Below are 12928 nucleotides of genomic sequence, written 5' to 3'. Positions count from 1 at the left end.
GAGGGCCGTTCTCGGCGGAAACGCCGGGAGCGGCCCTTTTTCGCGCCCTTTTCCCGGCGCCACAACACTTCCACAACATCCCCACTGACGACGGCGGGCACCATCGGCCTCGGTGAAAGGGGAATGAAATGGCTACATCCCATCTCGCTCGCCGCCGGCGAGCGACCGTCTCGATCTTCTTGGCCGGGGCGACGGTGCTCGCGAGCGCACTCGCCGCCCCGGCGTCGGCCTCCAGCCACCGGGAAGCCCCGCTGATCTCGGGCGACCCGGCGGTGGACAACACCGACGTGTACGCGTTCGTCAGCCCTGACAAGCCGGACACCGTGACCCTGATCGCGAACTGGTATCCGTTCGAAGAACCCAATGGGGGACCGAACTTCTACCCGTGGGCCACGGACGCGAACCACGACATCAACATCGACAACAACGGTGACGCGAAAGCGGACCTGACCTACCGGTGGACCTTCCGCACCGAAGACCGGCGCGGGAACGACACCTTCCTCTACAACGACGATCCGGTCACTTCGCTGGACGACGAGGACCTGTTGTTCCGCCAGTTCTACACGCTCTCGGTGATCGACCGGGGGACCGGGCGGACCACGAACCTGGTCACCAACGGCAGGGTCGCGCCGTCGAACGTCGGCCCGGCGTCGATGCCGAACTACGGCGTGCTCCGGAACCAGGCGATCACCCCGGTCCCCGGTGGCGGGCAGACGTTCGCCGGGCAGGCCGACGATCCGTTCTTCCTGGATCTGCGGATCTTCGACCTGCTCTACGGGAAGAACCTGTCCGAGGTCGGGCAGGACACGCTGGCCGGCTTCAACGTGAACACCGTGGCGTTGCAGCTGCCCAAGAGCGCGCTGACACTCGGGGGCAATCCGGCCAGGAACCCGGTGATCGGGGTCTGGAGCGACACCGAACGCAAGACGATCACGCTGCGCACCCCCGGTGCGGAGCGGGCGCTCGGCGCCGACGTCCAGGTTTCGCGCCTGGGCAACCCGCTGGTGAACGAGGTCGTCGTGCCCGCCGGGCTGAAGGACCGGTTCAACTCGCTCCTGCCGGAGCAGGACCGGACGGTGCCCGCGCTGGTGAACAAGGTGACCAATCCGGAGGTGCCGGACGTCGTCCAGCGGATCTACGGCATCCCCGCGCCCGCCAAACCCCGCGACGATCTGACGGAGATCTTCCTGACCGGGATCACCACCAAATCCGGTGACAAGATCAACCTGGATCTCAACTCGCAGCTCAACAACGCCGACGTCAACCCGGCGCGCTTCGCGCCGTCGGAGCAGCTGCGGCTGAACACGTCGATCCCGGTCACCGCGCAGCCCAACCGGCTCGGTGTCCTCGGCGGCGACCTCCAAGGGTTCCCGAACGGCCGTCGGCTGGCCGACGACGCGCTCGACATCAGCGTCCAGGCGCTGGAAGGCGCGGCGGTCAGCGGCATCGTCAAGGCACTCGCCGCGGGCGACCGGGTGGACCGGAACGACGTCCCGTTCGGCGCGGTGTTCCCGTACGTCGCCCTGCCGAACAACAAGGCGGTCAACTCGACCGTCCGTTGATCCCCCCTCCCCTCGGTGGCCGCCGCTGACCCCCGGCGGCGGCCACCACCCCCATCTCCGCGGAAGGCGGACCCGATGTCCCACGACGTCCCCGAAAGCACGACAGGTATCCGATTCGGGAAGCGCACTCGCCGGTTCGCGCTCCTGGCGGTCTTCGGCGCGAGCCTGCTCACCGTGGGTGTCGCCGCGTTGATCCCGCCCGAACCCGTCCTCGGCGAAGGGCCGCAGGGCGGCGTGAGCACTCTCGACAGGGCGGTCCGGACGGCGGAAGCCAAGCTCGCGAAACACGAGCAGGATCCGCGGGCCTGGGCGGAACTCGGCGCCGCCTATGTCGAGGTGGCCCGGGTCAAGGCCGACCCGGCCTACTTCCCGAAGGCCGAAGAGGCGTTGCGGAAGTCGTTGGGGCAGCAGCCCGACGGCAACGGGATCGCCTTGGCGGGCATGGGCGCGCTCGCCAACGCGCGGCACGACTTCGCCGGCGCTCGCGACTGGGGCGAGAAGGCGAAGGCCGCGCTGCCGGACAACGCCGAGATCCACGGCGTGCTCAACGACGCCTACACCCAGCTCGGGGACACGGCCGCGGCCACCGCCGCGTTGCAGCGGATGCTCGATCTGAAACCGGGTGTCTCCTCGTTCACCCGCGCCGCCTACGAATTCGAAATACACGGTCGTGTCGACGACGCCCGGCACGCGCTCGATCGGGCACTGGCGGACGCCGTCGATCCCAGCGACGTCGCGTTCTGCCGCAATCTCCTCGGCGAACTCGCCTTCGACAACGGGGATCTCGACACCGCACAGCTGCATTTCGAGGCGGGCGAGCGCGCATTGCCGCAGGAAACCTCGCTCCAGCAAGGAAAGGCCAAGGTCGCGGCGGCACGCGGGCAGACCGCCAAGGCGCTCGCCGGCTATCGGGACCTCGTGGCCCGTCAGCCGAACGTGGGGAATCTGCGCGAGTACGCCCTGCTGCTGTCGGCGTCGGGGGCACCGGAATCCGCCGCACGTCAGTACGAGCTCTTCGAGGAGCAGCGACGCCTCGAAGTCGACTCCGGTGCGAACGTGGACCTCGAAGCGTCCTTGGTGGCCGCGGACCGCGGCGACGCCGTGCAGGCCCTCCGGTTCGCGCAGGCGGAATGGGAGCGCAGGCAACCCGTGTTCGTCGCCGACGCCATGGCCTGGGCACTGCACCTCAACGGCCGGAACGCCGAAGCCCTCACCTTCGCCGACCGGGCGGCGAGCACCGGCTGGCGCAGCGCCTCGTTCTCCTACCACCGCGGCATGATCCTCGCCGCGCTCGGGCGGCCGGGTGAAGCCGTCAAGGCGCTCGCCGAAGCGCTGCGCATCAACCCGAACTTCTCCTTGACCGACGCGCGGACGGCACGCACCACGCTGGCGAACCTCGGCGGTGCCGGATGAGTCCGCGACGGCGGGACCACGACCGGAAAGGCGGCCGACCCATGCGCAATCTGCCCACCGAAAGGGTTCCGCGCCGGTTGCGCGGCGCCGCGCTGAGCACGCTGGTCTTCCTCGCCGTCGTCGTGGCGTGCTCCGAGACGGGGTCCGACGCCGGGCCACGGTTCGACGACGAGACCACCGAGGGCGTCGTGACCGAATTGACCTGTATGAAGCATCAGCCGCGGGCGCCGGGTCCCCGCTACACCGACGACTCGATCCGGCGCACCGACGAGACCCTCGCCCTGCTCCGCTACTACACCGCGAACGGGGCCAAACCGTACTGCGACGGCGGCGACGTCACCGACATCGATCGCCAATGGATCGACGTGTACATCGCACTGGGCGCGGACGAGGAAAAGGTGAAACGTCCCTGAGTGCGCCTCGACCGGACAGGAATTGTCAAGAATCGCCCTGAAACAGACACTTCAGGGCACTCGTCGCGCACCCGCACTGCCGTTCCTGAATCCATGCAGTATGGTCCGCGATTGACGCGATACCGGCGTTTCTCGTGGACATTTTCACTATGGAGGTGGGTCGGTTGCACGTGCTGGCCGATGCGAACCTGCGGCTCGACGCAAGTCCGATCGACTACGTCCTGCTCGCCTTCTATTTCGCGCTGGTGCTCGGCATCGGGTACATGGCGCGGAGGTCGGTCTCGAGCAGCCTCGACTTCTTCCTCTCTGGCCGGTCGCTGCCCGCCTGGGTCACCGGTCTCGCCTTCATTTCGGCGAACCTCGGCGCGGTCGAGATCATGGGCATGTCGGCCAACGGTGTGCTCTACGGCCTGCCGACCGTGCACTACTTCTGGATCGGCGCGATCCCGGCGATGCTGTTCCTCGGCATCGTGATGATGCCGTTCTACTACGGCTCGAAGGTCCGCAGTGTCCCGGAGTTCATGCTCCGCCGGTTCGGCAAACCCGCCCACCTGGTCAACGGCATCAGCTTCGCGAGCGCGCAGATCCTCATCGCGGGCGCGAACCTGTTCCTGCTCGCGAGCGTGGTGAACCTCCTGCTCGGCTGGCCGCTGTGGGTGTCGATCATCGTCGCGGCCGCGGTCGTGCTCTCGTACACCGCGCTCGGCGGTCTCTCCGCCGCGATCTACAACGAGGTCTTGCAGTTCTTCGTGATCGTCGCGGCGCTGCTGCCGCTGACCATCGTCGGCCTGGTGAAGGTCGGCGGCTGGCAGGGCCTGGTCGACAAGGTCACCGCGAGCCCCGGCGGCGACGCGCAGCTGCACTCGTGGCCGGGTGACAACCTCACCGGCTTCGGCAACAGCTTCCTGTCGATCCTCGGTCTCGTCTTCGGTCTCGGTTTCGTGCTGTCCTTCGGCTACTGGACCACGAACTTCGTCGAGGTCCAGCGCGCGATGGCGTCGAAGAGCATGTCGGCCGCGCGGCGGACGCCGATCATCGGCGCCTTCCCGAAGATGCTGGTCCCGTTCATCGTGATCATCCCCGGCATGATCGCCGCGGTCACCGTTTCCGAGTACGTCCAGGACAAGCAGGTCCTGCTCGACGGCGGCGACGCGCCGAGCGGCGTGACCGCGAACAACGCCATCCTGCTGCTGATGCGCGACCTGCTGCCCAACGGCATGCTCGGTGTCGCGCTCGCCGGGCTGCTCGCCTCGTTCATGGCCGGGATGGCCGCGAACCTGAGCTCGTTCAACACCGTGTTCACCTACGACATCTGGCAGTCGTACGTGAAGAAGAACGAGTCGGACGGCTACTACCTCCGGCTCGGCCGCCTGGTCACCGCCATCGGCACCGTGCTCGCCATCGGCACCGCGTTCATCGCGTCGAACTCCGGGAACATCCTGACCTACCTGCAGGACCTGTTCTCCTTCTTCAACGCGCCGCTGTTCGCCACCTTCATCCTCGGCATGTTCTGGAAGCGGATGACGCCGACCGCGGGCTGGGTCGGCCTGGTGTCCGGTACCGCCTCGGCGATCACCGTGTGGCTGTTGTCGCAGGCCGGGGTCCTCGGGCTCACCGGGCAGGGCATCAGCTTCGTGGCCGCGGGTACGGCGTTCGTCGTGGACATCGCGGTCAGCGTCGCGGTCTCGCTCGCCACCGCGCCGAAGCCGGAGGCCCAGCTGGTCGGCCTCGTCTACTCCCTCACTCCGAAGGAGTCGCTGAAGCACGACGAGACGGGCGACGACGCGGGCTGGTACCGCAAGCCGGGCCTGCTCGCGGGCATCGTGCTGATCCTGACCATCGCGCTCAACATCATCTTCTAGGAGGCCGGAGATGGCTGCTTCGCAAGCTCCCAAGAAGGCCGGCGTCTTCGACATCCGGCTGATCATCGCCCTGCTCATCGGCGGTTACGGGCTGGTGCTCACGATCATGGGCATCGGCTTCACCACCGAGGAGGAGCTGGCCAAGGCCGCCGACGTCAACATCAACCTGTGGGCGGGTATCGGCATGCTGGTGTTCGCGGCGTTGTTCATGCTCTGGGCGAAGCTGCGGCCCATCGTGGTGCCGCCGAGCACCGACGGCGAGAGCGGCGAATAGCCGGGTTGTCCGGACAGCGGCGAGGGGCTCCGGCTACCGTGCATCTCGTGCTGCTCAACGCTCGACGTCGCCGGATCGCGTCCGTGCTGGCCCTGGTCGCCGCACTGGGCGTGCTCTCGGCCTGCGGTCAGAACCTCGGCAAGTCCAACTTCGCCCGCACCACCGTCGCCGCCGAACCCGGCTCCGGTTCCGGTTCGGTGCCCGACGGGGACATCAACGATCCGGCGGTCACCCCCGCGGTGCTGCGCACGATCGACCCGTGCGGCCTGGTGAACAAGGAAGTGATGAGCGGCCTCGGCACGCCGGAGGACCCGACGTCGAATCTCACCTCGTTCGGCACTTGCCGGGCGAAGGCCGTCGACGCCGGAGGCAAGGAAGTCGCCGTCCGGGTCGAGATCGGCGCTTCGACCTACTCCTCGATCAACGGCGTCACCGTTTCGGCGGTCGACGGGCTGCCGCAGATCGAGCGGAAGGACAAGGACGGGAAGAGCTGCGACGTCGGCATCATGACCCTGCGCAAGCCCGAGCGCGGGATCTCCTTCTCGGTCACCTACGACGGCGGCGACCCGTGCGCGACAGGGCGTGCGGTGGCCGCGAAGGCCGTGAAGAGCCTGCACGCGTCACCGGCGAAGTACCCGTCGGCCGCGGGCACGCTCACCACGGTCGATCCGTGCACCGCCGCCGACACCGCCGTCCTCAACGAGGTGGTGCCGCACGGCGCGACCACCCTCACCTCCTTCCACTCCTGCGACTGGACCCCGGGCTCCAACCCGAGGATCTCGATCGGCTTCCGCAAGGGCCTGCCGCCGGAGGAACGCGACGGGACCAAGAAGGTCGACATCGACGGCGTCGCCGTGTACCAGAAGGTCGGCAGCGGCAGCGACGCCGAGTGCAAGATGGAGTGGCAGCACAAGCCGTGGGCCGACGAGGACGTCGAGATCGTCAGCGTGATCTACAAGAACTACGACGAGAAGAAGGACGAAGCGGCGTCGTGCGGGAAGGCGGCGAAGATCGCCAAATCGGTGATCTCCAAGCTGCCGAAGCCCTGACGCTGGCGGCATCCGGCCGGGAGAGGTAGGAAGGGGACACCCCACCCGCCGACGTGCCGGAGGCCACCCTTGAAGAAGATCATCAACGACCCGAAGACGGTGGTCGCGGAATCGTTGCGCGGGCTCGCCGCGGCGCATGCGGACGTCCTGCGCGTGGAGGACGACCCGGCGATCGTGGTACGTGTGGACGCGCCGGTGGCGGGCAAGGTCGCGGTGATCTCCGGCGGCGGTTCCGGGCACGAGCCGCTGCACGGCGGTTTCGTCGGGCAGGGCATGCTCGCCGCCGCCGTCCCGGGCGCCGTGTTCACCTCGCCGACGCCGGACGCCGTGGAAGCCGCGGTCAAGGCGACCACCGGGGACGCGGGCGCGCTGCTGATCGTGAAGAACTACACCGGTGACGTGCTCAACTTCGAGACCGCCGGGGAACTCGCCGCCGCCGAAGGGCTGGACGTGCGCAGCGTGGTCATCGACGACGACGTCGCGGTCAAGGACTCCACGTACACGGCCGGCCGTCGCGGCGTCGGCGGCACGGTGCTGCTGGAGAAGATCACCGGCGCCGCCGCCGAACGGGGCGACACGCTGGACGCGGTGGAGGCCTTGGCACGCAAGGTGATCGGCCAGGTGCGGTCGATCGGGGTCGCACTCACCGCGCCGACCGTGCCGCACGCGGGCGAGCCGAGTTTCGACCTCGCGGACGACGAGATCGAGTTCGGCATCGGCATCCACGGCGAGCCCGGTATCGAGCGCACCGCCGTGACGACGGCCGACGAACTCGTCGCGCGCATGGTCGAAGCGGTGGTCACGGACCTGCCCTTCGCCGAGGGCGACAAGGTCCTGCTGTTCACGAACTCGATGGGCGGGACCCCGCTGGTCGAGCTGTACCTCGCCCACGGGATCGCCGAGCGGCTGCTGGCCGAGCGTGGGATCGTGGTCGAACGGCGGCTGGTGGGGCCGTACATCACCAGCCTCGAGATGCAGGGGATGAGCCTGACGTTGCTGAAACTGGACGACGAGCTGACCGAGTTGTGGGACACGCCGGTGAACACCCCGGCCCTGAGGTGGGGAGTCTGATGGCCTGCACCGCCGAGACGCTCGCCGCCGCCTTGCGGGCGGCGGCCGCGGTGATCGCCGAGCATCGTGCCGAACTGGTCGACCTCGACCGCGCGATCGGCGACGCCGACCACGGCGAGAACATGGACCGGGGCTTCACCGCCATCGTGTCCGCTTTGGACTCCGCCACGCCCGAGACCCCCGCCGCGGTCGCGAAGCTCGCCGCCACGACGCTGATCTCAAAGGTCGGCGGCGCGGCGGGCCCGTTGTACGGCACGGCTTTCCTGCGCGCGTCGGTCAAACTGGGCGACGCGGCCGAAGTGGACGGTCCGCTGCTGGTCGAGGCCCTGCGCGCGGCGCTCGAAGGAGTGCAGGCACGCGGCAAGGCCGTCGGGGGAGACGCGACCATGGTCGACGCCCTGATCCCCGCCGTCTCCGCCGCCGAGGAGGCCGTCGGCGACGGCGTCGCGGCGATCCTGGCCGCGGCCGCCGCCGCCGCGGACAAGGGCGCCGAGTCCACTGTGGACCTCGTGCCGCGCAAGGGCCGGGCGTCGTACCTCGGAGAGCGGGCGAAGGGGCATATGGACCCTGGTGCCCGTTCGACGGCACTGCTGCTGCGCGCCTTCGCGGAGGCCGCCAAGTGAGCGTCGGAATCGTGCTCGTCTCCCACAGCTCCAAACTCGCCGAAGGGCTCGCGGAACTCGCCGCGCAGATGGCGCCGGACGTCACCATCGCGGCGGCGGGCGGCCTGGCCGACGGCGGGATCGGAACGGACTACGACGAGGTCGTCGCCGCGACGCAGCGCGCCGATTCGGGATCGGGCGTCGTCCTGCTGTACGACCTGGGCAGCGCGCAGATGACCGCGGAACTGGCGGTCGAATCGCTCGCCGACCCGTCGGCCGCGGTCGTCGTGGACGCGCCGCTGGTCGAAGGCGCGATCGCCGCCGCCGTCGCGGCGCAGGGCGGGGCGGACCGCAAGGCCGTCGGCGAAGCGGCCGCCTCGGCGGGCGCACCGCCGGACCTGACGTTCGACGAAGGCGCGCAGGACGGCGAGAGCAGTGTCGAACTCACGCTGCGGAACGACGTCGGGCTGCACGCGCGGCCGGCCGCGGTACTGGTGCGCAGTATCGCGGGGCTGGACGCGCAGGTCACCGTGCGGCTGGGCGACGAGACCGCGGACGCCAACAGCGTGCTCGCGCTGATGGCGCTCGGCGCGCGCCAGGGCGACCGGATCGAGGTCCGCGCGAAGGGCTCGCAGGCCGATGAAGCGCTCACCAAGGTCAAGGATCTGGTGGAGCAGAACTTCGGCGAGTGAGCTGGGGCCTTCATGGAACGCCCCAAGTACATGAAGGCCCCCTTCCTTGCGTCTAGCGCGGTGAAGGGGGCCTTCATGTACTTGGCCCCCGCCGGAGGCAGAACTTCGGCGAGTGAGGTGAGGCCTTCACGCACCAGGCGCCTCCCTGATTGTCCATAGAGGACGCCCGCTGTGGTGAATTGCCCGATTTGCGAATATTTGTCCATATCCTCAGGTCCGTGAAGGCCTCCTTGAGGGACTCTGGGTCCCTCAAGGAGGCCTTCACGGACCTGAGGGTCCTCGCTGGCGGACCATCGGCGCCCGACATCGGCCGGCTGGTGGCAAAGGTCCCTTGATCCGGCCATCGGCGCCGGAGGAAAAGCGTCCTTCAGCCCTCGTCCGCGAGTGACACTTACTCGATTCGGAGGGTGACAGCCGCTGCTTTCCGCGCCCCGGCATGGCACGATCGGAGAAACTACCAGCGAGTAACCTCCGGAGGCCGGTTGTGGCGCGGGAAATCTCGAGTGTGGGAGTCATCGGTCTCGGCACCATGGGTGCCGGGATCGCCGAGGTGCTCGCGCGGAGCGGCGTATCGGTCGTCGCGGTGGAGATCGACGACGACGGCGTCCACCGCGGACGGGGTCATCTGGAGCATTCGACCGAACGGGCGGTGTCCGGCGGCAAACTCGACGCCGACGGCCGGAGCGCGCTCCTGGACCGGATCCGGTACACCACGTCGCTGGCGGAATTGTCCGATGTGGACCTGGTGATCGAGGCGATCCCGGAGAACCTCGAAGCGAAATCCGACGTGTTCGCGCAGCTGGACAAGATCACCGGTCCGGACACGATCTTCGTCTCGAACACCTCTTCGCTGTCGATCACCGAGATCGGCGTCCACACCGCGCGGCCGGGCAAGGTCGTCGGGATGCACTTCTTCAACCCGGCGCCGATCCTCAAGCTGGTCGAGGTCGTCCGCACCGTCGTCACCGAGCCCGACGTGGTCACCGACGTCGTCGCGTTCGCCGAACGGCTCGGCAAGACTCCGGTGGTGATCGGCGACCGCGCCGGGTTCATCGCCAACGCCCTGCTCTTCGGGTATCTCAACCACGCCGTGCGGATGTACGAGCAGCGCTACGCCACCCGCGAGGACCTCGACGCGGCGATGCGGTTCGGCTGCGGATATCCCATGGGGCCCTTGGCTTTGCTCGACCTCATCGGGCTGGACACCGCGTACGAGATCCTCGACACGATGTACCACCAGTCGCGCAACCGGCTGCACGCGCCGGCGCCGCTGCTCAAGCAGATGATCACCGCCGGGCTGCTCGGCCGGAAGACGGGCCGGGGTTTCTACACCTACGACGAGCCCGATTCGCCGACGGTGACCGACGCGGTCACGAAGTCCACAGTGGACACGGCGACGGCGCGCGAAGTGCGCAAGGTCGGCGTCGTCGGGACCGGGACCATGGCGACGGGCATCGTCGAGGTGTTCGCGAAACGCGGCTACGAGGTCATCCTGCGCGCCCGGAGCGCGGAGAAGGCCGCGGCGTCGGTCGCGCGGGTGAAGAAGTCGCTGGACAAGGCCGTCGTCAAGGGCAAGCTGTCCGAAGAGGACGCCGCCGCCGCGCTCGGCCGGATCTCGCCGGCGGTGGAGTTCGAAGAACTGGCCGACGTCGACCTCGTCGTCGAGGCGGTGGCCGAAGACCTGGCCGTCAAGCAGGCCGTCTTCGCCGCGCTCGACGACGTCGTGAAGCCGGGCGCGGTCCTGGCGACGACCACGTCCTCGCTGCCGGTCATCGAATGCGCGGCCGCCACTTCGCGGCCTTCCGACGTGGTCGGCGTGCACTTCTTCAACCCGGCGCCGGTGATGAAACTCGTCGAGGTCGTCTCCACCATCGCCACCGCTCCCGACGTGATCGCGACCGTCGACGCCGTCTGCGCTGCCGTGGGCAAGCACCCCGTGCACTGCGGCGACCGGGCCGGGTTCATCGTCAACGCGCTGCTGTTCCCGTACCTGAACGACGCGGTGAAGATGCTCGAAGCGCACTACGCGGAAGCCGACGACATCGACACCGCGATGAAGGTCGGCTGCGGGCTGCCGATGGGTCCCTTCGAACTGCTCGACGTCGTCGGGCTGGACGTTTCGCTGGCGATCCAGCGGACGCTGTACAACGAGTTCCGCGAAGAGGGCTTCGCGCCGGCGCCGTTGCTGGAGCACCTCGTGACCGCCGGTCGGCTCGGCCGCAAGACCGGGAAGGGGTTCAAGGACTACTCGGCGCGGTAACTTGGATGCCATGCCGGTTTCCGCGGGGGTCAGGAAACGGATCAAGGAACTCCTCGATCCGGACGACGAGATCCATTACGTGTTCCCAGCCGACGTCTTCGGCAGCACCAACCCCGGTGTGTTCTTCGCGGTGACACGCAAGACGATCACGATCCTGACCACCGGGTACCTGAGCCGGAAGATGCCGAAACGCGTCGTCGCGACGACGTTGCGGAACCATCGGATCGGGCCGGTCGACACCTCGACCGTCCCGTGGTTCAAGTTCAACGGCGTCGACTACGAGATCGACGACGAGTACATCTCCGTCGTGCACGCCGCGGATGCCGAGATCATGCGGGGAAAACCTGAAGATCCGCTGCCGGACCTCTAAGCTCCCGGGAGTGCGTCAGCTCACATACGACGGGGTGCCCATCCCCGGTCTGAACGACCTGGTCCGGACGGCCATCCGGCTGCACCCCGCGCCGGGATTGCCCCGTCCGGACGAAAGCCACTTCGGCGGGCCGCTGCTCTGGCCGTCGGACGAGCCATGGCCGGAGTGCCCGGTGACCTGGCCGCCGGACCCCGACGCGTCCGACGACGCGTGGCCGGGTGGGCATCCGCTCGACGAGCCGGTCCCGGCGATGGTCGGCGCGGCGCAGTTCTTCCGCGACGACTTCCCGGAGCTGCCCTTCCCGGAGGGCACCGACGTCCTGCAGATCCTGTTCTGCCCGCTGGAACACGACAACCCGTACCACCGCGGCCCCGCCGTCCGGCTGGTGTGGCGCGATTCCGCCGAGGTGGGGGACATCGCGGAGCCGCCGCCCGCCCCCGAGGACGCCCAAGCCGCCTACCTGCCGGAACCGTGCGTCTTCGAACCGTGCTCGATCGACGAGCTGCCGCGCCTCTGCGATTTCCCGCCGGAGACCCGCGCCGCGCTCGGCATCCCCGAAGGCGCGAGCGAAGACCCGGAGGGCTGGCCCGAACTCGACCACTACGCGAAGATCGGCGGCTGGACGGCCTGGCACGTGGCCGAACGCGTCGACCTGGGCTGCCGGGAGTGCGGTGCCGAGCTGAGACAGACGCTCGCGCTGGCCACGGAGGAACACGAGGTCGGCTGCGGTTGCGGGGTCGACGACGAAGAACCGGCGTGCTGGGCGTTCGGTGACCGGGGAGTGCTGAACGTCTTCACCTGCCCCACCGATCCGCGGCATCCGTTCAAGGTCCGGATCGCCTGATCAGCCGGGTGGTAGCAAAGGTCCCCCGCTCCAGTGCTGGAAGACGAGGTTCGTGTGCACCCTGGCGACCTCGTCGCGGGCGGTCAGTTCGTCGAGCACCAGCCGTTGCAGTTCGGTCGCCGAGGCGGTGGCGACATGCGCGAGGAAGTCGTCCGGGCCGGTCAGGTGATAGACGGCGCGGACCTCGGGCAGCGCCAGCAGATGCTCGACGAACGAATCGACCAGTGCGCGCCGGTGCGGGCGGACCTGCACGAACAGGAGCGCTTCGAGCGGGCGGCCGAGTTTGGCCGCGTCCACCTCGGCGCGCTGGCCGATGATCACTCCGAGCTCGCGCAGCCGGTTGACGCGGTCGAGACAGGTCGAGGGTGCGACGCCGACTTCGGCCGCCAGATCCTTGTTCGAGATCCGGGCGTCGTTCTGCAAGAGCCGCAGAATTCGAAGATCAACCGTGCTCAGTTCGACGGAATCCGACATCAGCGAATGATATCCGAGGATATTGCGGTCGATCCGGAGAAA

The 12928-nt window shown here is 68.5% G+C and carries 13 protein-coding genes; 12 read left to right on the top strand and 1 reads right to left on the bottom strand.

What is annotated here, in order from left to right:
* Positions 1-128 precede the first annotated feature (128 nt).
* The 12 genes from AMK34_RS35440 to AMK34_RS35385 all read left to right on the top strand — a co-directional run bounded on the left by AMK34_RS35440 (position 129) and on the right by AMK34_RS35385 (position 12412).
* Positions 129-1562 carry a DUF4331 domain-containing protein gene (locus AMK34_RS35440; RefSeq protein ID WP_073848263.1) on the top strand — a complete coding sequence of 478 codons (1434 nt, stop codon included), beginning with the start codon at positions 129-131 and terminating at the stop codon, positions 1560-1562.
* A 75-nt stretch (positions 1563-1637) separates the two neighbouring features.
* The gene (locus AMK34_RS35435) at positions 1638-2975 is read left to right on the top strand and encodes a tetratricopeptide repeat protein (RefSeq protein WP_073848262.1); all 1338 of its coding nucleotides are present in this window, start codon (positions 1638-1640) and stop codon (positions 2973-2975) included.
* Between the two features lie 41 nt (positions 2976-3016).
* Positions 3017-3388 (top strand): hypothetical protein, encoded by a 372-nt coding sequence (locus AMK34_RS35430; RefSeq protein ID WP_073848261.1) that lies wholly within the window; start codon positions 3017-3019, stop codon positions 3386-3388.
* 164 nt (positions 3389-3552) lie between these two features.
* On the top strand, positions 3553-5250 hold the full coding sequence (locus AMK34_RS35425) for a sodium:solute symporter family protein (RefSeq protein WP_037342516.1): 1698 nt from the start codon (positions 3553-3555) through the stop codon (positions 5248-5250).
* Between the two features lie 10 nt (positions 5251-5260).
* A complete protein-coding gene (locus tag AMK34_RS35420) occupies positions 5261-5524 on the top strand; it encodes a hypothetical protein (protein ID WP_038508976.1) in 264 nt (87 codons plus the stop codon).
* 47 nt (positions 5525-5571) lie between these two features.
* Positions 5572-6573, top strand: a complete 1002-nt coding sequence (locus AMK34_RS35415) for a DUF3558 domain-containing protein (RefSeq protein ID WP_241832936.1) — start codon at positions 5572-5574, stop codon at positions 6571-6573.
* A gap of 69 nt (positions 6574-6642) precedes the next feature.
* Positions 6643-7644, top strand: coding sequence for a dihydroxyacetone kinase subunit DhaK (dhaK, locus tag AMK34_RS35410; protein ID WP_073848259.1), 1002 nt, complete (start codon positions 6643-6645; stop codon positions 7642-7644).
* On the top strand, positions 7644-8267 hold the full coding sequence (gene dhaL, locus AMK34_RS35405; RefSeq protein ID WP_073848258.1) for a dihydroxyacetone kinase subunit DhaL: 624 nt from the start codon (positions 7644-7646) through the stop codon (positions 8265-8267). Before dhaK ends, dhaL begins: the two co-directional genes overlap by 1 nt.
* Complete coding sequence (gene dhaM, locus AMK34_RS35400) at positions 8264-8938, top strand: dihydroxyacetone kinase phosphoryl donor subunit DhaM (protein ID WP_073848257.1); 675 nt, start codon at positions 8264-8266, stop codon at positions 8936-8938. The genes dhaL and dhaM overlap by 4 nt, the downstream gene beginning before the upstream one ends.
* Before the next feature lie 484 nt (positions 8939-9422).
* Positions 9423-11198 carry a 3-hydroxyacyl-CoA dehydrogenase family protein gene (locus AMK34_RS35395; protein WP_038508985.1) on the top strand — a complete coding sequence of 592 codons (1776 nt, stop codon included), beginning with the start codon at positions 9423-9425 and terminating at the stop codon, positions 11196-11198.
* A 10-nt stretch (positions 11199-11208) separates the two neighbouring features.
* Positions 11209-11568 carry a hypothetical protein gene (locus AMK34_RS35390; protein ID WP_038508987.1) on the top strand — a complete coding sequence of 120 codons (360 nt, stop codon included), beginning with the start codon at positions 11209-11211 and terminating at the stop codon, positions 11566-11568.
* A 10-nt stretch (positions 11569-11578) separates the two neighbouring features.
* Complete coding sequence (locus AMK34_RS35385) at positions 11579-12412, top strand: hypothetical protein (protein ID WP_073848256.1); 834 nt, start codon at positions 11579-11581, stop codon at positions 12410-12412.
* On the opposite strand, the gene AMK34_RS35380 is transcribed toward AMK34_RS35385, so the two are convergent.
* Positions 12413-12886, bottom strand: coding sequence for an Lrp/AsnC family transcriptional regulator (locus AMK34_RS35380; protein ID WP_016336815.1), 474 nt, complete (start codon positions 12884-12886; stop codon positions 12413-12415). It lies immediately after the preceding gene.
* Between the last annotated feature and the right edge of the window lie 42 nt (positions 12887-12928).

The sequence above is a fragment of the Amycolatopsis sp. CB00013 genome, assembly GCF_001905755.1.
GTDB classification, from domain to species: Bacteria; Actinomycetota; Actinomycetes; order Mycobacteriales; family Pseudonocardiaceae; genus Amycolatopsis; species Amycolatopsis japonica.
This window is presented reverse-complemented; position numbering and strand designations above follow the sequence as displayed.

Bases quoted from the DNA above. Each gene is read 5' to 3' on its own strand.
- AMK34_RS35440 (WP_073848263.1), top strand. From the start codon at position 129: ATGGCTACATCCCATCTCGCTCGCCGCCGGCGAGCGACCGTCTCGATC.
- AMK34_RS35435 (WP_073848262.1), top strand. From the start codon at position 1,638: ATGTCCCACGACGTCCCCGAAAGCACGACAGGTATCCGATTCGGGAAG.
- AMK34_RS35430 (WP_073848261.1), top strand. From the start codon at position 3,017: ATGCGCAATCTGCCCACCGAAAGGGTTCCGCGCCGGTTGCGCGGCGCC.
- AMK34_RS35420 (WP_038508976.1), top strand. From the start codon at position 5,261: ATGGCTGCTTCGCAAGCTCCCAAGAAGGCCGGCGTCTTCGACATCCGG.
- dhaL (WP_073848258.1), top strand. From the start codon at position 7,644: ATGGCCTGCACCGCCGAGACGCTCGCCGCCGCCTTGCGGGCGGCGGCC.
- AMK34_RS35390 (WP_038508987.1), top strand. From the start codon at position 11,209: ATGCCGGTTTCCGCGGGGGTCAGGAAACGGATCAAGGAACTCCTCGAT.
- AMK34_RS35380 (WP_016336815.1), bottom strand. From the start codon at position 12,886: ATGTCGGATTCCGTCGAACTGAGCACGGTTGATCTTCGAATTCTGCGG.